Genomic DNA, 24200 nt, shown 5'->3' with positions numbered 1-24200 from the left:
CGCAGCGGCTGGGCTTCACCCCGAGTCCTTCGGCGGCGGCTGAGCCGCGTCCGCCTCATCGGCCTGTCTTCCGGGCGAAGACCCATCAGGCGGGGCGTATTCCCGGGCGGCCTCGGTGAGGACGTTCAGCATCGCCTCCACCGCGGGGTAGCGGAAAGGCGGGGCCGTCGACACCGAGTAGAGGCGGCGGCCGGGAAGCTCGGGGACGGTCGGCCGCAGCGTGACGCCGGGGTGGGTGACCCCTTGCGCGAGGGTGGGCACCAGCGTGATGCCGGAGCCGCCCGCGACCAGCGCTTGTTTGCCGTTCCAGTCCTCGCAGAAGAACCCGATGCGCGGCGTCCCGGCCAAAGCCTCGGTGAGCCGGGGGATGGGGCCGAGGCAGTCGGGATGGCCGCCCTCGATCCAGGTCTCGTCGCGCAGGTCGCTCAGCCGTACCCGGCGGTGGGCGGCCAGCGGATGCGAGACGGGCAGCGCGACCTGGAACCGCTCGTCCAGGAGCGGGACCAGGTCGAGTCCGGCGAGCGCGGCCGGGCCGAGAGGCTCGGGCGACGGGTCGGTCCTGGCGGCGGGCAGGTCGGCGTACAGGCTCCACTCGGTGAGCAGCGCCAGATCGACCCGGCCGGTCCGGACGGCGGTGAGCGTCGCGTCGGAGGCGACCTGGGTGAGGCTCAGCGAGATCCCCGGATGGGCGCGGCCGAAACGCCGGATCACCTCCGGCATGAAGGCGGTGTTCGCGCTGGCGTGCGCGGCGATCCGCAGGGTCCCGGCGTCGAGGCTGGCGAAGGTCCCGAGCCGGACTTCGAGGTCGCGGAGGCGTGCCAGGATGTCGCGCGCCTGCTCGGCGGCGATCTCCCCGGCGGGGGTCGGCTCGACCCCGCGCGGGAGACGGCGGAACAGGCTCACGCCGAGCCTGCGCTCCAGCCCTCCGATCTGCCGGGACACGGCCGGCTGCGTCATCGTCAACGCCTCGGCCGCCGCCGAGAACGATCCCCGCTCGACGACCTCGACCATGACCCGCAACGTCCAGGGATCCAGCATGCGCCGCACCTCATCGCTATGCACTCACGACATACCAACGATCACAAACCCGTAGTTGTTCGCATGCCTTCCACCTTCGATGCTGGACGGCATGAGCGATGACAACGGGGGACGGGGTGGCTCGATCGTCGTCCTGGGCGGGTACGGGGCGGTCGGCAAGGCGGCCGCGGAGATCCTCGGACGGCGGTTTCCGGGACGCGTCGTGGTGGCGGGACGTTCCTGGGACCGCGCGGAACGCCTGGCGCGGTCGAGTGGCGCCAAGCTGCGGGCCGCGCGCGTGGATGTGGAGAAGCCCGAGGAGCTGAACGGCGTGCTGCGCGACGCGGCCCTCGTGGTCATGTGCGTGGAACGCGCCAACACAGCGGTCGCACGTGCCTGCCTGGAACGAGGCGTGCATTACGTCGATGTCAGCGCGTCCGCCCCCGTGCTGGAGTCGATCGCCGCCCTCCACGATCTCGCGGTGAGCAACGCCGCGACGGCCGTGCTGAGCGTCGGGGTGGCGCCGGGGCTGACGAACCTGCTGGCACGGCACTGCGCCGAGCGGCTGCCGGCCGCGCGGACGGTGGACCTCAGCCTGCTGCTGGGCCTGGGCGGCGAGCACGGGGCCGACTCGGTGCGATGGGTCGTGGATCACCTTCTGGAGCCCGGCGGGCGCGGGTCGCGTCCCAGGCGGGCGCGGGTGCGGCTGGGACGGGCGGGGGTCAGGACCGTCCATCCGTTCTCGTTCTCCGACCAGTACACGGTCGGTCAGGCGCTCGGCGTGCGGGCCACCACGCGGATCTGCTTCGACTCACGCCTGGTGACCTCCGTGGTGTTCGGCCTGCGGACCGCCGGGTTCTTCGCCCTGCTGCGCCGCCTGCGCGCCGGGTCCCCGCTGGCCGCGCTGGTGGGCCGGCTGCACTTCGGATCGGACGGGTTCGTCGTCCACGCGTCCGCGTCGGACGGATCCGGGGCGGGGGTCACCGGAACCGTGACCGGCCGCGAGACCTGCCATGCCACCGGTGCGGTCGCGGCGCTCGTCGCCCAGGAGCTGTACGGCGACGCCGGGCCGGGAGGCGTGGTCCATATCGACCGGTTCCCGAAGGCCGCGTCCCTCCTCGACGAGCTGGCGGAACACGGCATGTCCGTCCGGTGGTCCGGTGACAGGGTCGGCACGTGACGGCGCCGATGGCCGGCGGGATCTCGCGTTCCGGGTCAGGTCATATGGCCGAGTCCAGGCGTTCGCGCAGTTCGGCGTCCAGGCGCAACTCGGCGGCGGGAAGGAACTCCTCCAGGTGCGCCGGCTTGCTGACCCCCACGATCGGGATGATCGGCGGGTCGCCGCCCATCAGCCACGCCAGGACGACCTGGTTCCGTGTGGCGCCCAGTTCGTCCGCGACCTCGCTGAGGACGGCGAGGCGGCGCGTGTTGCCGACGTGCTCGTAGTGCTCGGGAAGCGGCCTGTCGGGACGTCCGCTGTAGACGCCGGAGAGCAGGGCCGTGTACGCCCACAGCCTGAGCCCGGCGTCGCGCGCATAGCCGAGCAGGTCCTCGTTCACGTGGTAGTGGCCGCCCTCGGGCAGCGTCGCTCCCGGCCGCGGCTGGAGGTAGGAGTACCGGTACTGAAGGTCGGTGTACGGGACGGGCCCGGCCGTGCGCGCCCGTTCGACCCGCCAGACCGGATGGTTGCTGACGCCGATCCGGCCGACCTTCCCGCTGGTGACCAGCTCGCCGAAGCCGCTCATGGTGTCCTCCAGCGGCACGGACCGGTCCTCGTAGTGCGCCCAGTACAGGTCGATGTGGTCGGTCTGGAGGCGGCGCAGGCTGTCCTCGGCCGCCGACTTGATCGTGGCGGAGGACAGGCCCTCGACGTTCTCCAGGCCGGAGCCCGGCGCCAGCGGCTTCGCGCCGACCTTGGTGCCCAGCACGATCCGGTCGCGCATTCCGGGACGGGACGCCAGCCAGCGGCCGAGCACCTCCTCGCTCTCGCCGCCGACGCCGCCGTTCAGCCAGAAGGCGTAGTTGTTCGCGGTGTCCAGCATCGTCCCACCGGCCTCGACGAACCGGTCGAGAATGGCGAACGACTCCTCCTCGCTCACCGACGTGCCGAACCACATGGTGCCCAGTGCGATGTCCATGCCTTCGATCCAACAAGCTGGAGCGCGCTCAGGGTCAAGGCGTTTTGCGCGGCTTCCGGTGGGAGCTGACCCGGAGCGCGCTCCAGGTGGAACGCTGGCGGCGTGACCTCTTACTCGCCAGCGGAAGCCGCCGAGAAGAGCGGTTTCACCATCGACACGTTGCGCTACTACGAAAGGATCGGCCTGCTGCCGGACATCGCCCGCGATGCCGGGGGCCGCCGCGTGTACAGCGAGGGCGACCTGAACTGGCTGGGCATGCTGCGCTGCCTGCGCGAGTCCGGCATGCCCATAGCCGAGATGCTGCGTTACACCGAGCTGTCCCGTGCCGGTGACCACACCGTTCCGGAACGCGTCGAGCTGCTCCGGCGGCACGACGCACGGGTCGAGGAGAAGATCGCCCGGTTGCGCGAACAGTGCGGCCAGCTCCAGTTCAAGATCGGCTTCTATACCGAACTGGTGGAGGCGGACCCTCCGGGGGACGCGGCGCCGGCGGGGGCCGGCGCCGCGGTCGTGTGACGCCGAGGTGATCAGCGGGCCGTGATCGGGAAGATCATGCAGCTGCTGGTGGCGTGGGCCAGCAGCCGGTCCTCGGAGTCGAGGAGCTCCGCCTGGGCGAGGGCGGTGCGGCGGCCGCTGTGGAGGAGGGTGCCGATGGCGCGGACCTTGCCGGTGTCGATGGTGATCGGGCGCAGGAACTTCACGTTCAGGTCGATCGAGGTGTAGCCCATGCCCTGGGGGAGGACGGTCTGCACGGCGCACCCGGCCGCCGAGTCGAGCAGCGTGGCGTAAACGCCGCCGTGGACGCCGCCGATGGGGTTGTAGTGCTCCTCGCCCGGCGCCAGGGCGAAGACCGCGCGTCCGTGCTCGGCCTCCTCCAGGGTCATGCCGAGGGCGGCGGCGATCGGCGGGATGGGCAGGCGCCCGGACAGGATCCCGCGGACGAAGTCGAGACCGCTGAGCCGGGGGATGGCCTCGGCGGAGGTGGTGGGATCCTCCCAGCTGTACGCGCGCGACCGGTGCGTCGCCGCGTCCGCGCTCGGGGACGTCTTCGGTGCCTCGGACATGCGGCAGCTCCTCAGGGGGTGTGGTGCGGATGTGACGTGCGGGCGCTTCTGCGGCGGAGTCGTCCCGCCGGGTTCAGGAGGTGTCCGGTTCGACGCGGATCAGGCCCGGTCCGGCGTCGACGGTCGACTCCCTGAGCGGTACGTCGTGGCCGTCCTCGCAGCGGAGCACCGCGCGGACCGGGGCGCCGCAGTCCTTGTGGCGTACCACCACGGCCGGCCCGTGCTCGTCGGCGGCCCAGGTGTCGCCCCACTGCCGCAGCGCCGTGATGATCGGTAAGAAGTCCCGGCCCTTCTCGGTCAGCCGGTAGGCGTACCGGGTCCGCTGGCCCGGCTCCTTGTAGGGGGTGCGCTCCAGCAGGCCGGCGGCGGTCAGTTCCTTCAGGCGCGCCGCGGCGGCGGGTTCGCCGATGCCCACGCGCTTGGCGAAGTCGTCGAACCGGCGCGTGCCGAAGAACGCCTCGCGCATGATCAGCATCGCCGTCCTGTTGCCCGCGATCGCCAGCGTCCTGTCGATCGAGCAGTTGGCCATGGACCAGGCGTCCCGGTCGTCCAGCAGGTCCGTCATCCCTCTACCTTCGTGGCTGGCTTGCCTGACGCGAAGTCAGCGTATAGCGTCAGGCTGACTTTCGCAATCGTAAGTCAGATGGGATATGCCGTCATGACCGCCATGACGGTCATGACCACTGACCGAACCCGAAGGATGCCGCCATGTCCCACCTCTCCGACGACGTCGAGACCCGAGAAGTCCAGGGACGGCTCGCGACGTACGCCTACCGCGACTTCGGCGAGGAGTCCGCGGAACCCCCGCTCGTCCTGCTCCACCGCTTCCGCGCGACCATCGACCACTGGGACCCGGCCTTCCTGGACGTGCTCGCCTCCGAGCGGCGCGTGATCGTCTTCGACAGCGCGGGCGTCGGGCGGTCGACCGGCACGACCCCGAACACGATCCAGGGGATGGCCGACGCGGCCGTCGACTTCGTGGGCGCTCTCGGCCTCCACCAGGTGGACCTGCTCGGCTGGTCCATGGGCGGCTTCGTCACGCAGGCCGTCGCGCTCGACCACCCGGACCTCGTGCGCCGGATCGTCGTCGCCGGCAGCGGCCCCGGCGGCGTTCCCGGAAATCCGGAACGCGACCCCCGCGTGCTGAAGGCGATGACCGCCGAGACGAACACCGAGGAGGACTTCCTCTTCCTCTTCTTCGGACTGGACAGCGAAGGCCGGCGCCTGGGACAGGAGTCGCTGGCCCGGCTGAGCACCCGCCTGGACGTCTCCCACGCGCGGGTCAAGCCCGAGAGCTGGAAGAGCCAGCTGGAGGCCATCGGGCGCTGGGGCGCCGGCGAGGACGCCGCGTGGGAGCGGCTCGACCAGCTCACCGCGCGGGCGCTGGTGGCGAACGGCGCCCACGACGTGATGGTCCACGCCATGAACTCCTTCGCCATGGTCCAGCGGGTGCGCGACTCGATCCTGGTGCTCTACGGCGACTCCGGGCACGGCTTCCTGTTCCAGCACTACGACGAGTTCGGCCGCCAGGTCCTCGACTTCCTGCGCTGACCGCGTCCGCGAACCGAAAGGAAACGCCTGATGAGCCTTGGGTACGGCGCTCCCGCGTCATCCCTCATCGACAGCGAGGTCGTCCGCGTCGCGGAGGAGTCGCCCGGCTACCTGCGCGTCGTCTTCGACAACCCGCCGCTGAACTACTTCGACCCCGAGGTCTTCGCGGGGCTCGGCCTGCTCCAGCGGTACGTCGAGGACAAGGCCGGCGACGTGCGTGTGCTGGTGTTCGAGTCCGCCAACCCCGACTTCTTCTTCGCCCACGTCGACTTCCCGCGGATCGCGGAGGTCTCCGAGGCGCCCGGCGGCCGGAGCCTGATCGAGAACTGGCCGCGGTTCAGCACCTGGCTCAGCTCGGCGCCGGTGGTCAGCGTCTCCAAGGTGCGGGGACGGGCGCGGGGGATCGGCAACGAGTTCGTCCTCGCCAACGACCTGCGCTTCGCGAGCCGGGAGAAGGCGTCGTTCTGCCAGATCGAGGTCGGCTTCGGCATGGTGCCCGGCGGCGGGGGGCTGGAGTGGCTGCCGCGCCACGTCGGCCGCGCCCGCGCACTGGAGATCATCCTGAGCGCGGACGACGTCGACGCCCCTACCGCCGAACTGTACGGGCTGGTCAACCGCGCGCTGCCGGACGCCGAGCTCGACGAGTACGTCGACCGCCTCGCGCGGCGCATCGCCGGTTTCCCGTCGCAGTCCATCGCCACCACCAAGGCCCTCGTCGGCTCGCGCCAGGACCTGCCGACCGAGGAGGACTTGCGGGAGAGCTTCGCCGCCATCCTGCGCCTGGCCGGCACCGACGAGTCGAAGGCGATCTCCGCCCGTGTCCGCCGGAAGGCCGGCGGCACACTGGCCCCCGCCGAACTCGACCTGCCGAAGTGGTACGGACCGGAGCAACGCTGAGCCCGCCGCCGTGGCCCACGGCGCGGCACACGGTGAAATGATCAGCCGGGCGCCGTGCTGCCCCGGGCCGATGGGCCGGCGCTTCCCGGGTTCCGCGCCGGTGTGCCGGCCCCATCGCGCACGGGGCCGTGCCAGGCGGGGACTTCGCCCTCGCTGTCGAAGCCGCGGGCGACCAGCACGTCGGTGGACGAGTGCGCCAGGATCGACAGGGCTATGGTGGCCGCCACCAGATGGAAGATCTTGTCGGACGCCGCGATCCCCGACTCCAGCACCAGCAGCCCGTACACGACCGAGGCGAAGCCCTTGGGGCCGAACCACATCACCGCGCCCTGCTCCCGTACGGTCAGCCCGGACCGCAGGAACGACACCCAGATCGCCACCGGACGCGCCACCACCAGCGCCAGCACCGCGAACACCCATCCCGGCCAGCCCACCTCGCCCAGGAACGACGGCGACAGCAGCGCCCCGAACACCAGCAGCGCCGCCAGCTTGAGCAGCTCGGCCACCAGCTCGCCGAACTCCTCGAACGCCTCCCGGTGCCGCTCACCCACGCTGGCCACCGTGACGCCCGCCGCGAACGCGGCCAGGAACAGGTTGCCGTGGGTGGCCTTGCCCAGCGCCAGCACCAGCAGCCCGATCGCCACCGCGTTCAGCGGCTCGTACTTCGCCGAGATCGCGAACCACCGGGTGCGCTCCAGCATGATCGCCGCCCATGGCACGGCCACGCCGATCCCCAGCCCCAGCACCAGCTCCGTGCCCAGCTCCCCCAGATGCAGGTCGTCCGAGCCCTGCGCGATCGCCAGGAACAGCACCACGAACGGCAGGATCAGCCCGTCGTTGACCCCCGACTCCACGTTCAGCAGGTGCCGCAGCCGGGGCGGCACCCGCTCGTTGCCGACCAGCGCCGCGGCGAACACCGGGTCCGTCGGGGTGAGGACGGCGGCCAGCAGCAGCGCCTCCACCCACCCCAGGCCCACCACGTACCGTGCGAACAACGCGGTGACCAGCAGGGTCAGGGGCAATCCCCAGCCGAGCGCGCGGCCGGGCAGCCGCCACGCGCTGCGCAGGTCCTGCCAGCCCGCGTGCATGCCGTCGGTGAACAGGACCGCGAACAACGCCAGCTCGGCCAGCCCGTACACCAGGGAGTCGCCGGGGCGGATCGACACGAGCCCGCTCACGCCGTCGCCGAGCAGGAACCCGCCGACCAGGAACACCGCCGCGGTGGACAGCACCGTCCTGTGGGCCAGGCTGGACACCAGCACGGCCAGCAGCAGCAACGCGGCGAAGGCGGTCAGCAGGGCGGTCATCGGCGCACTCCCGGAAACGGCGGACGGGACTCGCCGACCAGACTTCCCGGCACACCCGGCGACGAGCCTAGCGGGCGAGGCGCCCGGCATGTCGGATCGGGTGCGGCTACCGGTGTCCGAGCCACGCTCGCGCTCGAATGCCCAGGTCAGGAACGGGTAGTGATCGCGGACGGGGAACGCGTCCATTCGGGGAGTGCGGGTGCGTCTGAGAGGGCGGGCGCTCGTGGGATGCGCCGGCTCAGGCGGGAGACGGCGTATCGGTCGCGCTCGCGTGGTGGGCGCCCTCCTCCTCTCCGGCTCGGCCGAGGGCGTCCAGGTGGATCCGCTCATCGTGGTGCCCATCGCGGTCGTGGTCGTGGTGCTGGCCGTCCTGCTCGGGCGCTATGCCCGGCAGGCGCAGAGAGGCCGCGCCCATTCCGGGGCCGAGGGACTCGTCGGCCGGCTGGTCGAGCTTCGCGACGTCCGGGACGGGCACGGCCGCGCGTTCCTTGAGGGCACGTGGTGGAGCACCCGCACGGCCGGCCCGCCGCTGCCCGAGGGCGCCATCGCCCGGGTCGTCGACCTGGACGGCCTCACCCTGGTGGTCGAACCGCCGACCGAAGGAGACGATTCGTGAACGCACTGCTCATAGGCTTGGCGGCGGCCGCCGCGATCCTGCTGCTCTTCCTGGCGAACGCCATCAAGATCGTCCCGGAGTACGAGCGCGGAGTGATCTTCCGGCTGGGGCGCATCCAGGGCGCCAAGGGACCGGGACTGTTCTTCATCATTCCCATCATCGACCGGATGATCCGCGTCGACCTGCGCATCCTGACCGCCGACGTCCCGCCACAGGAGATCATCACCTCCGACAACGTCACCGTGCGGGTCGACGCCGTCACCTACTTCCAGGTGCTGGACCCGGTCAAGTCCGTGATCGCCATCGAGGACTACCAGGTGGCCACGTCCAAGATCGCGCAGACCACGCTGCGCAGCATCCTGGGCCAGCGGAGCCTGGACGACCTGCTGGGCAAGCGGGACGAGATCAACCAGCTCCTCGCGCAGGTCATCGACGACCTCACCAACCCGTGGGGGGTGAAGGTCTCCTTGGTGGAGGTCCGTGACGTCTCCCTGCCCGAGGCGATGCGCCGCGCCATGGCCCGCCAGGCCGAGGCCGAACGCGACCGGCGGGCCCGCGTCATCCACGCCCTCGGTGAACGGGAGGCGGCCCAGAACCTCGGCGAGGCGGCCGGCATCCTCGAAGAGCACCCGGCCGCCATGCAACTGCGCACCCTCGGCTCCCTGGTGGACGTCGCCTCGCAGCAAGGATCCGTCGTCGCGTTCCCGGTGCCGATGGAACTCCTCCAACTGGCGCGCGCCACCCGGAACTCACACCCATAGCCGGTGTCGTTTTCGTACACGACGGATCCCCTGCCGGCGATCTACGGTGAACCCCGCGCGATTTGTTCGATCATGAGGGGATGAAGATATGCGTGACCTGGTCTACACCGGTTTCATGTCGCTCGACGGTGTCGTGGACTCGCCCGGCGGGGGCCCGGGGGAGGACCACCGCAGCGCCGGCTGGGTGTTCAAGGGCCTTGAGTTCGTTCCGGAAGCCTGGTCGTTGAAGGTCGAGGAACTCGCCGACACGACGGCGCTGATGTTCGGCCGCCGCAGCTACGAGGCGTTCGCGCCGATCTGGCCCGGCTCGGAGGACCACGCCGCGTACAAGGAGCTGCCGAAGTACGTGGTGTCGACGACGCTGGGCGAGGACGCCCTTGTCGACGGGTGGGGGCCGACGACGATCCTGCGTTCGACCGAGGACGTCGCCGCGCTCAAGGAGGGCGAGGGCGGCGCGATCTTCATTCACGGGAGTGCGGAGCTGGCCCGGCGGCTGTCGGACGCGGGCCTGATCGACCGGTACAACCTGCTGGTCTTCCCCGTGCTGCTCGGCGCCGGGAAGAGCATGTTCGGGCGGGCCGACCGCGACAGGCAGACGCTGACGCTCCGGGAGTCGGAGCGCTACCCGAACGGGATCCTGAAGCTCATCTACGACGTCAAGCACTGAGCCAGGGCCCCTCTCCGACACCGTCGAATCCGTGCACCCGGACCTACCTCGAAGACGACATCGCGGCAGGGCTGAACGAGCTGGAACGTCATGTGCCCTTCCCGGCCCGGAAGCCCTGCCGTGGTGCGGTGCGATGGACGCTTCGCCACCTCGGCGGTAGGGCGCGGCTGGATTTTCGTGCTCGTAACACGGGGCTCACTTCCGCGTGACCGGCCGTACTTACGGTCCGCAGAAACCCCCCGGCGCGACACGCCGGATCTCACGCGGAGGAGCCCGACCAATGATCTCTGCTGCCCGCCGACGTGCCGGTCTGGTGCGTGTCGCGGCCATCTCGGCCGTCTTCATGGCGGCCGTCGCCTGTGGCGACGCGGGAAAGAAGGAGACCGCCGCGCCCGCTGACGGGTCCAAGCCGAAAATCGCCATCGTCTACAGCGCCCAGTTCAAGGACGGCTCGTGGGGCGAGGCGGCGTTGACCGGAGTGCAGAAGCTCAAGAGCGAGGGCGCCATCTCCGACTACGCCACGCAGGAGAACGTGCCCCCGGGTGCCGCGGCCGTGCGGGCGCTGCGCGACTACGCCTCGCGCGGCTACAACCCCGTCATCGCCCACTCGTTCAACTACGGCGACGACGTCAAGAAGGTCGCCAAGGAGTTCCCCAAGACCCTGTTCGCCTACGGCGGCGGGTTCGGTGACGTCAAGGGCAATGTCGCCGACTACGCCCAGCCGTACTACCAGGCCACCTACCTGGAGGGCATCCTCGCGGCGGGCGCCACCACCGGCGGGAAGGTCGCCGGGGCGGGAGGCTTCGACATCCCGGTCTGCCGCGCCATGTACAACGCCTTCCTGGCGGGCGCGAAGCTCGTACGGCCCTCGACCACCGGCTCGTTCGTCGCGGTCGGCGACTGGTACGACGTGCAGAAGGCGAAGGAGGCGGCGCTCTCCCAGGCGGACGCGGGCGCCACGATGTTCGTCGGGTGCGGGCAGGGCCCGACGTTCGGCCAGATCGAGGCCGCCAAGGAACGCAAGGCGGTCGCGTCGGGCTACGTGGGCGACATGTCCAAGCTCGCCGATTCGGTGCTGGTGTCGTTCCAGTGGAACCTGGACAAGACGTTCGGGCTGATGGCCGCCGACGTCGAGGCCGGCAAGGTCAACCCCACCCGGTACTTCCAGGTGGACATGAAGGACGGCGGCATGGACGTGGTGATCAGCCCCAACTGGAAGAGCAAGATCTCCCCGTCGGCGATGTCGCAGTACGAGCAGAAGCTCGCCGCGATCAAGAACGGCACCCTGACCGTCCCGTACAACGACAAGAAATGAACCGTCAGGCGGAGCCGAGGCAGGACCCGGGCACCACCAGGCCGGACGGGACCGCCGCCGTGGCGATGGCGGGCATCGTGCGCCGGTTCGGGGCCACCGTCGCCCTCGCCGGTGTCGACTTCGAGGCGGCCTCGGGCGAGGTGCACGCTCTGCTGGGGGAGAACGGCGCGGGCAAGACCACGCTGATGCGCATCCTCGCGGGCCTCGACCACCCCGACGAGGGGACGGTGACGGTGGCCGGGCGGCCGGTGACGCGCCTGGAGCCGCGGGCGTTGCGCGAGGCCGGTGTCGCCATGGTGCAGCAGCACTTCACGCTGGTCCCGACACTGTCGGCGGGGGACAACCTCGCGCTGGCGCGTCCCCTCGGACGGATACGGTCCGGAGCGCGCGCCGCCCGGGAACGCGTGGAGCGGCTGGTGGAGGAGCACGGGCTCGCGGTGCGCACCGACGTGCCCGCCGAGCGGCTGTCGGTCGGCGAACGGCAACGGCTGGAGATCCTGCGCGCCCTGGACGCGGGCGCCCGGCTGCTGATCCTGGACGAACCCACCGCGGTGCTGACCGACGCCGAGGCGGAGCGGCTCCTGGCCGTCTGCCGGCGGCTGGCCGACGGCGGACGCACGGTCGTGATCATCACTCACCGGCTGGGCGAGGTGTCCGCGGGCTGCGACCGGGTCACCGTGCTGCGGCGCGGCCGGACGGTGCTGGCGGGCGCGCCGGTGAGCGAGCACGACCGCACCGCCCTCGCGACCTTCATGGTCGGCACCCGGCCCTCGCCTACGGAAACGCGCCCGCCCGCGACGGCAAGGCCGTCCCCGGCCGAAGGGGAGCCGCGGCTGCGGGTGCGGGGGGCGTCGCTCGGGCGCCTCAACGGGTTCGACCTGGAGGCCGACGCCGGGGAGATCGTCGGGATCGCCGGGGTGGACGGCAACGGCCAGGCCGAGCTGGAGGAGTTGCTGGCCGGGCTCGCGGTCCCGGAGCGCGGCCGGGTGACGGTCGGCGGCGAGCCGGTCCCCGTCGGCGACCCGCGCGCCCGCATCGCGGCCGGGATCGCCTACATCCCGTCCGACCGGTACCGGCGCGCGCTGGCCGGTCCGCTCTCGCTGGCCGACAACCTGGAAATGGGCCGCGGCCCGCGATGGCGCCCGCCGCGGCGGCGGCGCCTGCGGGACGCCGCGGAGGCGCTGCGCCGGTGGGACGTCAGGTCCGCCGGACCCGCCGTCCCCGCCGCGCGGCTGTCCGGCGGCAACGCGCAGAAGCTCGTGCTCGCGCGGGAGCTCGCCACCACGCCCCGGATGATCGTGGCGGCCCATCCGACCCGCGGGCTCGACCCCGAGTCCGCCCGGACGGTCGCGAACCGGATCACCGAGGCCGCCGCCCGCGGAACGACGGTGGTGTGGTTCGGCGCCGAGCTCGACGAGCTGTTCGCGGTCGCCGATCGCGTCGTGGTGCTGGCCGGGGGCCGGGCCGCCGGTCCCTTCCCGCCGCCGTACGACCGCACCGCGATCGGCCTGGCCATGGCGGGAGCCTCATGACGGCGACCGTGGACCGTGTGGAGGACGCGGCGGTACGGCCACCGGATGACGACCGCCGGCACCGGCTCGTGGCGGCGATCGGCGTCCCGGTCGCCGCGCTGGTGGTGGCGCTGGTGGCCGGCGGAATCCTCATGGGCGTCGAGGGCGTGGCGCCCATGTCGGTGTACGGCGAGGTCCTGCGCGGTGTCTTCGTCCTCGACGGCGGCTTGCGCGACACCGCCGTCGTGGCCACCCCGCTGCTGCTGATCGGGCTCGGTCTCGCGGTGGCGTACCGGGCGAAGGTGTTCACCATCGGCGCCGAGGGCCAGTACATCGTCGGCGCGGTGGCCGCGACCGGATGGGCGACGGCCGAGGGGGTGCGCGGCTGGCCGGGCCCGGTCCTGGTCCTCACCTCGCTCATGGTGGCCGTGGCCGCGGGCGCCTGCTGGGCCGCCGTGACCGCCGGGCTGAACGCCCGGTTCGGCGCCAGCGTCGTGATCACCAGCCTGCTGCTGAACTACGTCGCCGCCGCGCTGCTGGCCTGGGCGGTGCGGGTCGGGATCAGGGACCCCGGGGCCTTCACCCCGCAGAGCCGCCCGATCGGCGCCGCGGGCCTGCCCGAAGTGCCGGGGCCGGCGATCCACCTCGGGTTCGTCTTGGCGCTGGCCGCCGTCCCGCTCGCCGGCGTGCTGCTGGCCCGTTCCCGGTTCGGCTATCGGGTGGACGTGCTCGGCGCGGGCAAGGAGGTCCTCGGCGCGGGCGAGGCGCGCCCGGCGCGGGTCACGCTCGCGGTGCTGGCCGTGTGCGGGGCGCTCGCCGGCCTGGCCGGGTACGTCGAGGTCGCCGGCGTCACCGAGCGGGTCACCCCGGACTTCGCCACCGGCTACGGGTACACCGCGATCATCGTCGCGCTGCTCGGGCGGCTGCGTCCCACCGGGGTGCTGATCGCCGCGTTCGCGCTGGCCGCGCTGTCGACCGGCTTCGACGCCGCCGAACGCGGCTATGAGATCCCGTCCTCGACCGCGGGCGTCGTCCAGGCGCTCGTGGTGGTGTTCTTCGTCGCCGGGGACGCGCTGGCACACCGGATGGGGCGCTGACATGGAGACTCTGCTGACGCTGGCCACGCTGACCGCGGCGGTGCGGCTCGCCGTGCCGGTGGCGATGGCCGCCCTCGGCGAGCTCGTCAGCGAGCGGGCGGGGGTGCTGAACCTCGGGCTGGAGGGGATGATGCTCTCCGGCGGGCTCGCCGGTTACCTGGTGACCCTGGAGTCCGGGTCGCCGTGGATCGGGATCCTCGGCGGACTGGCGGTGGGCGCGTTCTGCGGCGCCGTGTTCGCGGTGCTCGTGGTGGTCGTCCAGGCCAACCAGATCGTGACCGGCCTGGCGTTCACCCTGCTCGCCCTGTCGGCCACCACCTACCTCTACGAACGCTCGTACGCCATCGGCCAGTCGCCGCCGCGCATCCCGCGCCTGTCGATGCCGCCGCTGGTGGTGCTGGTGCTGGTCGCGCTGGTCGTCGTCTGGTTCGTGCTGAACCGGACGACCGCCGGGCTCGTCCTCGGCGCGGCGGGCGAGGCGCCCGAGGCGGTGGACGCCCTCGGCTACCGGGTGGACCGGGTCAGGTTCGCCGCCACCGTCGCGGGCGGCGCCCTGGGCGGGCTGGCCGGTGCGATGCTGGTGTGCGGGCCGCTGGGGTTGTTCGTCCAGAACGTCACGGCCGGGCGCGGCTGGGTGGCCCTGGCCCTGGTGGTGTTCGCGCGGTGGCGGCCGGTTCCCTGCGTGCTGGGGGCGCTGCTCTTCGGATTCTGCGACGCCGCCCAGCTCCGCTTGCAGGGGACGGCGACCGCGGTGCCCTACGAGGTGTTCCTCGCCCTCCCCTACCTTGTCACCCTGGTGGCGCTCATGGTGCGGGCGCGTGACAGCCGCACGCCCCGGGCGCTGGCCGTCCCCTTCGTACGAGGCGGAACGTAGGAAAAGGTCGAGGGAAAGGTTCTGCGCTATGGATGTCGGCCTGCCGGTCGTCGACGTGAGCCCGTTCGCCACCGGGGCCGATCCCGGAGCGGCCGGTGACGAGGTCGCGAAGCTGATCGACGAGATCTGCCGTCAGATCGGCTTCTTCCTCGTCACCGGCCACGGGATCGACCCGGCCGTGAAGGATCGGATGCTGGACGCGGCGCGCGCGTTCTTCGCGCTGCCCGAGCGGGACAAGGAGGCCATCGCGATCGGCAGGTCCCCCGCCCACCGCGGCTATGTCGCGATGGAGTCCGAGGTCATCGATGACACCGGGAGCCGCACCGGGGACCTGAAGGAGACCCTGGACACGGGGAACGAGTGCGGCCCCGACCACCCCGAGGTGCGCGCCGGGGTGCCGCTGGCCGGGCCGAACCAGTTCCCCGACCTGCCCGGGTTCCGCGCGGCCTGGGAGGAGTACCGCGCCCAGGCGATCGAGGCGGCCGAGCGGGTGCAGCGGGCGATGGCGCGGGCGCTCGGCATGCCCGACGGGCACATCATCGGGCTGCCCGGCGGCGAGACGATGTACCACCTGCGGCTCATTCACTACCCGCCGCAGCGCGACCTCCGGCCCGCCGCGGGACAGCTCGGCTGCGGCGCCCACACCGACTACGGCACCGTCACCCTGCTCGCCGACGACGGCATCGGCGGCCTCCAGGTCATGCGGCGGGACGGCACGTGGATCGAGGTGCGGGTGCCCGCGGACGCGCTGGTGGTGAACCTGGGCGACCTCATGTCGATCTGGACCAACGACCGCTGGGTGTCCAACCCGCATCGGGTGGTCAACCCGCCGGACACCGACCGGTACTCGATGCCGCTGTTCGTCACGCCGCCGTTCAACGCCGAGATCAGCTGCCTGCCCACCTGCCTGGAACCCGGCGGGTCACCACGGTACGAGCCGCTGACGGCCGGGCCGTACCTGCTGTCCCGGTTCGACGCGACGCACAGCTACCGCAACCCGCTGCTCGCCGAGCACGGCTGAGGCCCGGGACTCAGCCGGGCATCTCCGCCATCAGGTTCCGCCAGGCGAGGCTCAGCCGGTCCGCCTTCGTGTGCATCTCGGTGTGCCGGTCGAGATGGATGTGGCGATGCGGGTAGCGCTCAAGGATGCCGAGGTCCTCGGCCGTGATGCGGTCCTCGTCCTTGACGAAGGCGTCCAGGCGCCGCGGATCGGGCGGCAGGTCGTCGCGCCGGGCGATCAGCTTGTAGACGCGGGTGCTCTCCGCGGTCTCCGGCTGGCAGCAGAACATGATCCCGAACGTCCAGCCGATGTCCGGGAAGTCCAGCCGCAGGTAGACGTTGTAGGACGCGAACCCCTGCTTGAAGAGGTCCTGCCGTTGCAGGCTGTCGCGTTCACCGGCGTCCGCGCGCGGGTCGTCCATCGTGCGGTACCACGTCGAGAAGGTGGTGTGCACGCTCCAGCCGTCGCGTTCCACCCCCGCGTCGACGACCCGCGCGCTCTCGTCGACGCCGAAGGTCGCCGCGTGGACGTACGGGAAGTGCGAGGCGTCCATGAAGTTGTCCACGAGCTGGGCGGCGCTCACCGGGGTGCGGACGGTGGCGCACATGGCCCGCTGGAAGTCCGCGGCCTCCCACTCGGGGAACTCCGGCATCGGCGCGAGCGGCTCCTCGGGCGCCAGCCACACCAGCCCGTACCGTTCGGTGATCCCCGCGGGGGACGCGAGCGTCGCCCGGCGGCTGATGCGGTCGGTCTTGCCGAGCGCCGGGATCTCCACGCACCTTCCGTCACCGGCGAACCGCCAGCCGTGATACCCGCATTGCAGTGTGCCGTCCTTCACCCACCCGGCCGACAGCGGCGCCAGCCGGTGCGGGCAGCGGTCGGGGAACGCCCGGATCGAGCCGTCGAGCCGTACCAGCACCCACGGCTCGCCGAGCAGCCACACCTGAACGGGCTCGTCGCCCACGTCCTCGGCCACCGCGACCACATGCCAGGCCCGCCGGACCCGGCGGCTGGAATTGTCGAGCAGGACGGACTCGCGGCGGCCACCGATGACCTCCCTCTCCATGATCTCGACCGTAGAGACGGCGTGTTCCAAGCAGGTTCCAGGCACGTTAAACGAGCCGGCGGCGCGTGCCGCCACGCATCTGGAAGCCCGCAGGCTGAACGGCCAGGTCCTATCGTGCCGGTATGGACTCGATCGAGTTCTCTCGATCCGGCATCCTGATCAACGGTGTTCGGCTGGTGGATCTGGTGCGTCAGGCGGAGCTGCCGTTCGCGATGGCCGGTGCCTACACCGGCCTGCTCACGGACTTTTACTGGCCGAGCCGCCATTTCCTGGGGAAACCGGAGGACGAGCCCCGGGGCATCAGGGAAGACGGCGAGAGCGTGCTGCTCACCTGCTCGGGGGTGCGGCATGGCCGGCTGCTGGTCACTTCTGGCGCGGATCGAGGTGGCGGACGGCACCGTGCGGTGGTCGGGTTTCCGCAACTCGCGCCGTGACCGGGACCTGTCCGCCGTGGGCCCCTTCCTGTTCTCCCGCACCCAATACGAGGGAGCCCTTCGCCGCTCACCGTCGTGAGGTGCCGGACGTGGCCCGCACCGGTGTGCCCGCGGGGCCGGATCGTGTTGGTGAGCGCCTCCTCGGCGATCCGGTAGACCGCCACCTCGATGGCCGCCGGTAGAGCGGGATCTTCCGGCCGGGCATGCGGTACGGCCCGCATCCTGCGATCATCGCGGTGTTTCCACGGCATCGTTCCCGCCCGTTGATGGTGATGTGCAATGGTCCGCGCTCTCCCCGGTGGCACGAGGTCGCTGCCTCTCTCGTTGGGGTGGCTGGCCGCCGTGTCTCTGGTGGTGTGGGCCGTGTTCGGCCTTGGCAACGGAATACGCGAGTACCGTGCCGCCGAGCGTGCGGTGGCCGGGGACGGCCGGATCGGCACGTTCACCGCCTCGTGGTTGCGTTGCTCTCGCGAAGGCTGCTTCTGGCACGGCACGTTCACCACCGACCGGGCGGAGAGCGATCCGGGCCGGGGCGTGAGGTTACGCGGCCCGGACCACGAGACCATCGTCCAAGGCCGGCGAGTGCCCGCCATCGATGTCGGGTTGCGCGAGGTCGTGTACGCGACGGCGACCCCTCCAACGCCGGCCAGCGAAGCGGCCGCGCCCCTGATTTTCGGGTCGTTGGCCGGATTGCTCGGCGCCGCAGTGATCCTTCTCGTTGTCCGGCGTACGCCATGGAGCAGGGTGAGGCGGCGGCCACGGGGACGCTCTGTGATCGCTGCCTGCCGTGGGTGGGTGCGCGGCATCCTGGAACCCGACCGCTGGGATGTGAGCACGTGGGGCCGTTCCGACGTACGGGTCCGCGTGATCAGATCGCCCTGGAGGACCATTGCCTGGGGAACCGCGTGGCCGCTCTTCGCGTTCTTCGCGTTCGGGCTGCTCGCGATGCCGCTGGAAGAACTGCCTCGCACTGTGGAGTTCGAGGACAGGCTGGTCCTGCTTTGGTTCCCTCTTCTCTCTGTGTTTCTGACGGGGATGGCGGTGCAGATCGGCAGGATGCTGGTACTGCGCCCCAGGATGCGGGTGACCGGCGACGCGATTCTCCTCCGGGACAGCGTCCTTCTGTGGAAGACCGTGCGGATCCGCCGTGAGGACATCGCCGCAGTGCACCACAAGACAGGCGGGTACCTGGTGCCCGGCCGATACGCCGAACTCACCCCTTTCAGGGAGGAGCCCAACCTTCACCTTCTGCTCCGCGCCGAACGACGTCTGCCCGGACGGCATCTCAGGTGGGGCAACTGGATCTGGCTCGTGGAGAGCCGGCAGTTCGCCGACCGGCCTCGCCTGCCACGACGCGACGAGACCTATCGGCGCATCTCGCTAAGAGTGAGGCAACCGGAACGGACCGCCGAGGAACTGCGCCGCCGGCTCGGCCAGGGTCCTTCGGTCCCCGTGGTCCGAAAGCCCCGTTTCCAGCCCACCGACCATTTCATGGATGGCAGAAGCAGCACCCATCACGGCGTCGGCGATCGCACCATCACCATCAAGGGAGCGCTGCCGCAGCCGGTCGTGGCGCGAATCAGCAACGACGGCCCGACCGTACTGGACGCCACGCTGCATCAGACCGAACACGGCCGCGGCCGTGCGCTGGTGTCCATGCGTGCTGGTCAGGCGCCCGTTCGGGTCGTTCTCGCCGATGGGCCCCGCAGAGGAGACGAACGGTACTTGCGCATCCGTGCGTCCGGCTCCTGGACGGTCACGCTTTCCGGGCCCGAGACGGCACCGGAGTTCGACTCGGAGATCCATGGCGAGGGCGCGGACGTGGTCGCGTACACAGGCCCTTCGGGCATTGGTGTCCTCACCGGCAACACCGGTGCCGCACAGGTGCTCCTGCGCAGGCCCGACCTCACCCTCGAATACGGTTCCCTCCATGCGGCCCCGGCCGTGTGGCACAGATGGCGACGGTATCCCGGCAGCCCGTTCCGCGCGGTGTTCGCCGTCCCGGCCGGAGCCATGCTGCAAATCAGTGGAGAAGGTGACTGGTCCCTCAAGGTCCTGCCACTACGTCTTGCACCCGGAACCCAGGACTTGCTGGATGGCCGCGGCGTGAATCACCTTCGTACATTCGAGGATTCCGTGAACGGACGCGACACCGAGGTCCTGCTGTACACCGGACCTCACACCATGGTGGACGCCTCCTACAAAGGCAAGAAGGCAATCACCATCCATCGCTTGGATGACGCAATGGCCCCGTCGTCCACACACGTCATCGCGGCGGGCCGTAACGAACGCATCGAGGTGCGCCCGTGGACCCTGCTTCAGGTCAACGGGGACGGCGGCACCGGCCGCTGGCATCTGCGTCCCAGCCGATGACGCTCCAAGGCGCAACATGCCGCCCAAGATGGCCATAACCTGCCATCTCTGGCACCAGATCGGAGCGGTCGGCGTCCTGTCATGAACAGGGAGGCTTCGATGGGTGTGTGGAGCACATGGATGGCGGCCCTCGAAAACCGCCACACGAAGCGCTTCGCCGCCGCTTCGGAGCGGCCGCGGCTTCGGACGGTGAACTTCCCGTGGGGCATGACGGTGCTCTGCCTCGTGGCGGCCGCGTTCTTCGCCGTCTCCGCGCTCATCACCGCCAACGTCGAGCGCGGCCTCGCACGCGGGGGCGTCGAGACGGACGGCGTCGTGGTCCGCGGATACACCTCGAACAAGACCAAGTACTGGGACGTGGCCTTCACCACGCCGGACGGCAGACGGCACGTGGCGTCCATCAAATCGGACCGTTGGCACGACGAACCGGACGGGGTCGGCTCTCAGGTCCGCATCGAGTACCCCGAGTCCGATCCGGGCGGCATCGTGGAGCAGGCGGGCCGGACGACCGCGGACAGGGCGGCGGTCCCGGTCATCTGCTCGGTGGCCTCCCTGATCTTCCTGATCTGCGCCTACGGCACCCGTCCCAAGAGGCCCCGCGCGAGCCGCCACTGATCCCGTCGGGACCGAACTTCGCCTTGGATGATGTCCTATGATCGCGGCCCTGACTGATCGGCGGGGGACGCGACGTCGTGGGGAGCGAGAGTGCGGGCGTACGGATTCACTGCGATTGGCGGGCCGGAGAACGAGACGTTCCTCGATGTCCCGGTGCCCACTCCCGGTGCGGGTGAATTGCTCGTCCGGGTGCGTGCCGCGGGGGTGAACCCCGGCGACTGGCGGCTCCGCGAGGGCTCCTACGGAACGGTCGGCCCCGCGGTGCTGGGGCGTGAGGTGGCCGGGACCGTCACCGCCGTCGGACCGGAGGTGACGGGGTTCGCGGTCGGCGACGAGGTGTTCGGCGGCTGCCCGGGAATGGTCGGCGGCTGGGCGGAGCAGGCGCTGGTCACCGCGTCCTTCGCGGCGCACCGGCCCGGCGCCGTGGCTCCGGAGGCGGCCGCGGTCCTGCCGGTCGCGGCGGGCACCGCGTACGACGTGCTGGAGAACCTCGCGCTGCCCGCCGGGGCGACGTTGCTGGTCAATGGCGCGGGTGGCGGCGTGGGGATCCCCGTCACGCAGCTCGCGCGGGCCCGGGGGCTCAAGGTCGTAGGGGTGGCGAGCCCGGCCAAGCACAACCTCGTCGCCGGGTTCGGCGCGACCCCGGTGGCCTACGGGGAGGGTGTCCTGGATCGCGTGCGCGCCGCCGCGCCGGACGGGGTGGACGCCGTTTTCGACCTCGTCGGCGGCGATGCCCTGAGCACCGTCGCGGCTCTGGTCGAGGACCGGTCGAGGCTGCTGTCGGTGGCCGACCGGCCGCTGGTCCATGAGCTGGGCGGCCGGACGGTCGAGCGGGACCGCAGCACCGCCGTTCTCGAAGAACTCGCCGAGCTGGTCGCAACGGGAAGGCTGGATCCCTGCGTCACGCAGGTCCGGCCGCTCGACGAGGCCGGTGAGGCGCTCGCCGAGGTCCAGGAGGGCCATGTCCTCGGCAAGATCGTCCTCGTCCCCGACCCTCCAGGCGCCCAGGCGTGAAACCCGCCCGCTCGCCCCGGAGACGGTCGCTCGGATGGATCGCTCGCACGCGCCCCCGGCGATGCCCTCTCACTGGCCTTTGGGTGAGAACGGGCAGGGCGTTCACCCCCGGACGTGACAGCTCCGATGAGCTTGCTCAGATGCAAGCCGATTCCCTCTAGTCGAGCGCAGATGCCTCACTAGGAGGCCTTGGGGCATGGATTTTGCGAGAGTATGGTGAGGAACGTGGCGGAGTACCGGATCAACGAGGTCGCGGCGGTGCTGGGAGTCAGCCCCGACACCGTGCGCCGCTGGGTGGACGCCGGTCGGCTGCCCGCGCGCCGTGACCAGGGTGGACGGCGCGTGGTCGAGGGCGCGGACCTGGCCGCCTTCGCCCGCGCCAGGATCGCCGACGGCGAGGCCGGGCACACCGCCGCGACCTCCTCGGCGCGTAACCGCCTGCGCGGCATCGTCACCGAGGTCGTTCGCGATCGCGTCATGGCGCAGGTGGAGATCACCACCGGTCCCTACCGGCTGGTGTCGCTGATGAGCAGGGAGGCGGCGGACCAGCTCGACCTTGAGGTCGGCGTTCTCGCCGAAGCGGTCATCAAGTCGACCAACGTCGTGGTCGAACGCACCACTCCTCATTGACCTGGGGCGCAACCCGAGCCTCACCTCCCAAGGAGCCCGCCGTGTCGTTCAAACACCTGACCACCGCCCTCCTGGGCCTCGCCCTGGCCGCCACGGCGATCGCCGGCTGCGGGGACGTCGACAACGGCGCCTCAAGCGGGGGCGGTAAGACGGTGACGGTGTTCGCCGCCGCGTCGCTGACCGAGACCTTCACCGCGCTGGGCACGACCTTCGAGCGGTCCCACCCGGGGGTGAGGGTCCGGTTCAACTTCGGCGGCAGTTCGGGCCTCGCCCAGCAGATCACCCAGGGCGCCCCGGTCGATGTCTTCGCCTCGGCCAGCCCCGCCACCATGAAGACCGTCACGGACGCCGACCTGGCCGATGACCGGCCACAGACGTTCGCCCGCAACCGGCTCCAGATCGCCGTCCCCGCCGCCAACCCCGGGAAGGTCGCCACTCTCCAGGACCTGGCCGATCCCGACCTCAAGGTCGTGCTGTGCGCCGAACAGGTCCCCTGCGGCGCCGCCGCGAAGAAGGCCCTGGCCGCCGCCAAGGTGACCGTCAAGCCCGCGTCCCTGGAACGGGACGTCAAGAGCGCTCTCAACAAGGTCACCCTGGGCGAGGCCGACGCCGCCCTGGTCTACCGCACCGACGTCAAGGCCGCCGGCGCCAAGGTCATCGGCATCGACTTCCCCGAGTCCGCCCAGGCCATCAACGACTACCCCATCGTCACCCTGAGCAAGGCACCGCAACCCGGCCTGGCCAAGCAGTTCCTCCAGCTCGTCCTGTCAGCCCAGGGCAGGGACGTCCTTACGGCGGCAGGCTTCGACGCCCCCTGATCCCGCCCCCGGCGGTCTTCGCGGAAGCCGTCAGCCCGGCGCCAGCTCCCTGCGGAGGCGGTCGCGGGTGCGTTCCAGTGCCTCGCTCAGGCGTACCGTGCCGGTCTCCGGGTTCCGGAGCCGGGTGAACGCATCGGGCAGAGCGGCGAGGTCGGCCGCGCATCGTTCGCGGGCCGTGTCCAGCGGCTCGGGGGGCGACGTACGGCGTCCGGCCGTCATCGCCGGGACGAGCAGCGGTTGCGTGCCCGGTGGCGCGGGCTCGTCCCGCAACGCGACGATGTCGCCTTCCGGACCGCGATACACCTGCTTGGCGCACGGCGCCGTCGCCTTCCCCGTGGACAGCTTCATGACCGGCCTGTCCTCGAAGGCGACCAGCTTGTAGGCGCTGTCGAGGTGGGGCGCGTCGGCCGACACCCCCATCTTGGTGCCGACGCCGTAGATGTCGATCGGTGCCCCGGCCTCGGTGAGCTCGGCGATGCGGTACTCGTCGAGCCCTCCGCTGGCCACGATCCGGGCGTCGGTCATGCCCGCCTCGTCCAGCAGGCGGCGGGACTGGACGGACAGCTCGTACAGGTCCCCGGAGTCGAGCCGGACGCCGGCGAGCGAGCCGAGTCCGGTCCGGCGGGCGGTGCGGATCGCCGTGCGGACGCCGTCGAGGGTGTCATAGGTGTCGACCAGCAGCGTGGTGCGGTCGGGGAAGTCGGTGCCGAACGCGGTGAAGGCCGCCTCTTCGTCCCGGAACGCCTCGATGTAGGAGTGGGCCATGGTGCCCACGGCCGGGATGCCGTACCGGCGGGCGGCCTCGGCGTTGCTGGTGCCGGAGAACCCGGCGATGTGGGAGGCCCTGGCGACGGTCATCCCGGCGTCGATGCCCTGGGTCCGGCGGAAGGCGAAGTCGATGACCTGGGCCCCGCCCGCCGCCCGCACGCATCGCGCGGCCTTGGTGGCGATGGTGGTGTTGAAGGTGATGTGGTTGAGCAGGGCGGTCTCGACCAGCTGGGCCTCGCTGATCGGCGCGGTCACCTCCAGCAGGGGCTCCCCGGCGAACACCACGCGGCCCTCCGGGACGGCCCACACGTCCCCGGTGAAACGCAGCGCCTCCAGCGCCCGGAGCGTCGGGGCGTCGAAACCCTGTCGCTCTTCGAGGTAGGACAGGTCGTCCTGGGAGAACCGGTAGTCCTCCAGGAAGCTCAGGCAGTCCTCCAGGCCGCAGGCGAGGAGAAAGCCGCGATCGGGCGGCAGGCGGCGGACGAACAGGCTGAAGGTGGCCGGGCCGGTCATGCCGCGGCGAAGGTAGCTCGCCGCCATCGTCAGCTCGTACAGATCGGTCAGCAGTCCGCTGGTCATCGTGCTCGTACCTCGCCGTCGTCTCCTGGAATCAGGTACATGCCCAACTACTGAGCGTCTCCACTGCCGCGGCGAGGCTGATTGGGTT

At 71.2% G+C, this 24200-nt stretch carries 25 protein-coding genes; 18 read left to right on the top strand and 7 right to left on the bottom strand.

Annotation, left to right across the window (positions count from 1 at the left end; genetic code table 11):
* Nucleotides 1-15 precede the first annotated feature (15 nt).
* On the bottom strand, nucleotides 16-1038 hold the full coding sequence (locus tag ACGWYJ_RS09965) for a LysR family transcriptional regulator (RefSeq protein WP_395105404.1): 1023 nt from the start codon (nucleotides 1036-1038) through the stop codon (nucleotides 16-18).
* 91 nt (nucleotides 1039-1129) lie between these two features.
* On the opposite strand from ACGWYJ_RS09965, the gene ACGWYJ_RS09960 reads away from it, so the two are divergent.
* Nucleotides 1130-2197, top strand: coding sequence for a saccharopine dehydrogenase family protein (locus tag ACGWYJ_RS09960; protein ID WP_395105403.1), 1068 nt, complete (start codon nucleotides 1130-1132; stop codon nucleotides 2195-2197).
* A gap of 40 nt (nucleotides 2198-2237) precedes the next feature.
* Here the strand turns inward: ACGWYJ_RS09960 and ACGWYJ_RS09955 are convergent, their stop codons facing one another.
* Nucleotides 2238-3155, bottom strand: a complete 918-nt coding sequence (locus ACGWYJ_RS09955; RefSeq protein WP_395105402.1) for an aldo/keto reductase — start codon at nucleotides 3153-3155, stop codon at nucleotides 2238-2240.
* 102 nt (nucleotides 3156-3257) lie between these two features.
* Here ACGWYJ_RS09955 and ACGWYJ_RS09950 point away from each other — a divergent pair, with 102 nt between their 5' ends.
* A complete protein-coding gene (locus ACGWYJ_RS09950; protein ID WP_395105401.1) occupies nucleotides 3258-3671 on the top strand; it encodes a MerR family transcriptional regulator in 414 nt (137 codons plus the stop codon).
* Nucleotides 3672-3682: 11 nt separating this feature from the next.
* Here ACGWYJ_RS09950 and ACGWYJ_RS09945 read toward each other — a convergent pair whose 3' ends face one another.
* On the bottom strand, nucleotides 3683-4219 hold the full coding sequence (locus ACGWYJ_RS09945) for a PaaI family thioesterase (RefSeq protein WP_395105400.1): 537 nt from the start codon (nucleotides 4217-4219) through the stop codon (nucleotides 3683-3685).
* Nucleotides 4220-4292: 73 nt separating this feature from the next.
* Nucleotides 4293-4784, bottom strand: a complete 492-nt coding sequence (locus tag ACGWYJ_RS09940; RefSeq protein ID WP_395105399.1) for a winged helix-turn-helix transcriptional regulator — start codon at nucleotides 4782-4784, stop codon at nucleotides 4293-4295.
* Between the two features lie 143 nt (nucleotides 4785-4927).
* Between ACGWYJ_RS09940 and ACGWYJ_RS09935 the strand changes: the two genes are divergently transcribed.
* On the top strand, nucleotides 4928-5770 hold the full coding sequence (locus tag ACGWYJ_RS09935; protein WP_395105398.1) for an alpha/beta fold hydrolase: 843 nt from the start codon (nucleotides 4928-4930) through the stop codon (nucleotides 5768-5770).
* Nucleotides 5771-5800: 30 nt separating this feature from the next.
* Nucleotides 5801-6667 (top strand): enoyl-CoA hydratase/isomerase family protein, encoded by an 867-nt coding sequence (locus ACGWYJ_RS09930; protein ID WP_395105397.1) that lies wholly within the window; start codon nucleotides 5801-5803, stop codon nucleotides 6665-6667.
* A gap of 41 nt (nucleotides 6668-6708) precedes the next feature.
* Here ACGWYJ_RS09930 and ACGWYJ_RS09925 read toward each other — a convergent pair whose 3' ends face one another.
* Entirely contained in the window at nucleotides 6709-7974 is a 1266-nt protein-coding gene (locus ACGWYJ_RS09925) for a cation:proton antiporter (RefSeq protein WP_395105396.1), read from the bottom strand.
* 274 nt (nucleotides 7975-8248) lie between these two features.
* Here ACGWYJ_RS09925 and ACGWYJ_RS09920 point away from each other — a divergent pair, with 274 nt between their 5' ends.
* The 8 genes from ACGWYJ_RS09920 to ACGWYJ_RS09885 all read left to right on the top strand — a co-directional run bounded on the left by ACGWYJ_RS09920 (nucleotide 8249) and on the right by ACGWYJ_RS09885 (nucleotide 15836).
* A complete protein-coding gene (locus ACGWYJ_RS09920; RefSeq protein WP_395105395.1) occupies nucleotides 8249-8590 on the top strand; it encodes an NfeD family protein in 342 nt (113 codons plus the stop codon).
* Nucleotides 8587-9351 carry a slipin family protein gene (locus tag ACGWYJ_RS09915; RefSeq protein WP_395105394.1) on the top strand — a complete coding sequence of 255 codons (765 nt, stop codon included), beginning with the start codon at nucleotides 8587-8589 and terminating at the stop codon, nucleotides 9349-9351. Before ACGWYJ_RS09920 ends, ACGWYJ_RS09915 begins: the two co-directional genes overlap by 4 nt.
* Nucleotides 9352-9439: 88 nt before the next feature.
* On the top strand, nucleotides 9440-10018 hold the full coding sequence (locus ACGWYJ_RS09910; RefSeq protein WP_395105393.1) for a dihydrofolate reductase family protein: 579 nt from the start codon (nucleotides 9440-9442) through the stop codon (nucleotides 10016-10018).
* A 280-nt stretch (nucleotides 10019-10298) separates the two neighbouring features.
* Nucleotides 10299-11333 (top strand): BMP family protein, encoded by a 1035-nt coding sequence (locus ACGWYJ_RS09905; protein WP_395105392.1) that lies wholly within the window; start codon nucleotides 10299-10301, stop codon nucleotides 11331-11333.
* Nucleotides 11330-12865 (top strand): ABC transporter ATP-binding protein, encoded by a 1536-nt coding sequence (locus ACGWYJ_RS09900; RefSeq protein WP_395105391.1) that lies wholly within the window; start codon nucleotides 11330-11332, stop codon nucleotides 12863-12865. Before ACGWYJ_RS09905 ends, ACGWYJ_RS09900 begins: the two co-directional genes overlap by 4 nt.
* A complete protein-coding gene (locus ACGWYJ_RS09895) occupies nucleotides 12862-13941 on the top strand; it encodes an ABC transporter permease (protein WP_395105390.1) in 1080 nt (359 codons plus the stop codon). The genes ACGWYJ_RS09900 and ACGWYJ_RS09895 overlap by 4 nt, the downstream gene beginning before the upstream one ends.
* Nucleotide 13942: 1 nt before the next feature.
* Complete coding sequence (locus ACGWYJ_RS09890) at nucleotides 13943-14815, top strand: ABC transporter permease (RefSeq protein ID WP_395105389.1); 873 nt, start codon at nucleotides 13943-13945, stop codon at nucleotides 14813-14815.
* 28 nt (nucleotides 14816-14843) lie between these two features.
* On the top strand, nucleotides 14844-15836 hold the full coding sequence (locus ACGWYJ_RS09885; RefSeq protein WP_395105388.1) for an isopenicillin N synthase family dioxygenase: 993 nt from the start codon (nucleotides 14844-14846) through the stop codon (nucleotides 15834-15836).
* A gap of 10 nt (nucleotides 15837-15846) precedes the next feature.
* Here the strand turns inward: ACGWYJ_RS09885 and ACGWYJ_RS09880 are convergent, their stop codons facing one another.
* On the bottom strand, nucleotides 15847-16881 hold the full coding sequence (locus ACGWYJ_RS09880; RefSeq protein WP_395105387.1) for a Rieske 2Fe-2S domain-containing protein: 1035 nt from the start codon (nucleotides 16879-16881) through the stop codon (nucleotides 15847-15849).
* Nucleotides 16882-17003: 122 nt separating this feature from the next.
* Between ACGWYJ_RS09880 and ACGWYJ_RS09875 the strand changes: the two genes are divergently transcribed.
* The 6 genes from ACGWYJ_RS09875 to modA all read left to right on the top strand — a co-directional run bounded on the left by ACGWYJ_RS09875 (nucleotide 17004) and on the right by modA (nucleotide 22765).
* Nucleotides 17004-17315: a hypothetical protein gene (locus ACGWYJ_RS09875; RefSeq protein ID WP_395105386.1), complete on the top strand. Its 312-nt coding sequence runs from the start codon at nucleotides 17004-17006 to the stop codon at nucleotides 17313-17315.
* 342 nt (nucleotides 17316-17657) lie between these two features.
* A complete protein-coding gene (locus ACGWYJ_RS09870; protein WP_395105385.1) occupies nucleotides 17658-19688 on the top strand; it encodes a hypothetical protein in 2031 nt (676 codons plus the stop codon).
* A gap of 120 nt (nucleotides 19689-19808) precedes the next feature.
* A complete protein-coding gene (locus tag ACGWYJ_RS09865; protein ID WP_395105384.1) occupies nucleotides 19809-20303 on the top strand; it encodes a hypothetical protein in 495 nt (164 codons plus the stop codon).
* 153 nt (nucleotides 20304-20456) lie between these two features.
* The gene (locus tag ACGWYJ_RS09860; protein WP_395105383.1) at nucleotides 20457-21317 is read left to right on the top strand and encodes an NADP-dependent oxidoreductase; all 861 of its coding nucleotides are present in this window, start codon (nucleotides 20457-20459) and stop codon (nucleotides 21315-21317) included.
* Nucleotides 21318-21530: 213 nt separating this feature from the next.
* Nucleotides 21531-21947 (top strand): molybdopterin-binding protein, encoded by a 417-nt coding sequence (locus ACGWYJ_RS09855; RefSeq protein WP_395105382.1) that lies wholly within the window; start codon nucleotides 21531-21533, stop codon nucleotides 21945-21947.
* Between the two features lie 41 nt (nucleotides 21948-21988).
* The gene (modA, locus tag ACGWYJ_RS09850) at nucleotides 21989-22765 is read left to right on the top strand and encodes a molybdate ABC transporter substrate-binding protein (protein ID WP_395105381.1); all 777 of its coding nucleotides are present in this window, start codon (nucleotides 21989-21991) and stop codon (nucleotides 22763-22765) included.
* Between the two features lie 30 nt (nucleotides 22766-22795).
* Here the strand turns inward: modA and ACGWYJ_RS09845 are convergent, their stop codons facing one another.
* Nucleotides 22796-24112, bottom strand: a complete 1317-nt coding sequence (locus tag ACGWYJ_RS09845) for a nicotinate phosphoribosyltransferase (protein WP_395105380.1) — start codon at nucleotides 24110-24112, stop codon at nucleotides 22796-22798.
* Nucleotides 24113-24200 lie beyond the last annotated feature (88 nt).

Origin of the sequence: Actinomadura sp. SCN-SB (genome assembly GCF_043906805.1) — a bacterium.
Classification (GTDB): Bacteria; Actinomycetota; Actinomycetes; order Streptosporangiales; family Streptosporangiaceae; genus Spirillospora.
Note: the sequence above shows the minus strand (reverse complement) of the source record. Positions and strands in the feature narration are given on the sequence as shown.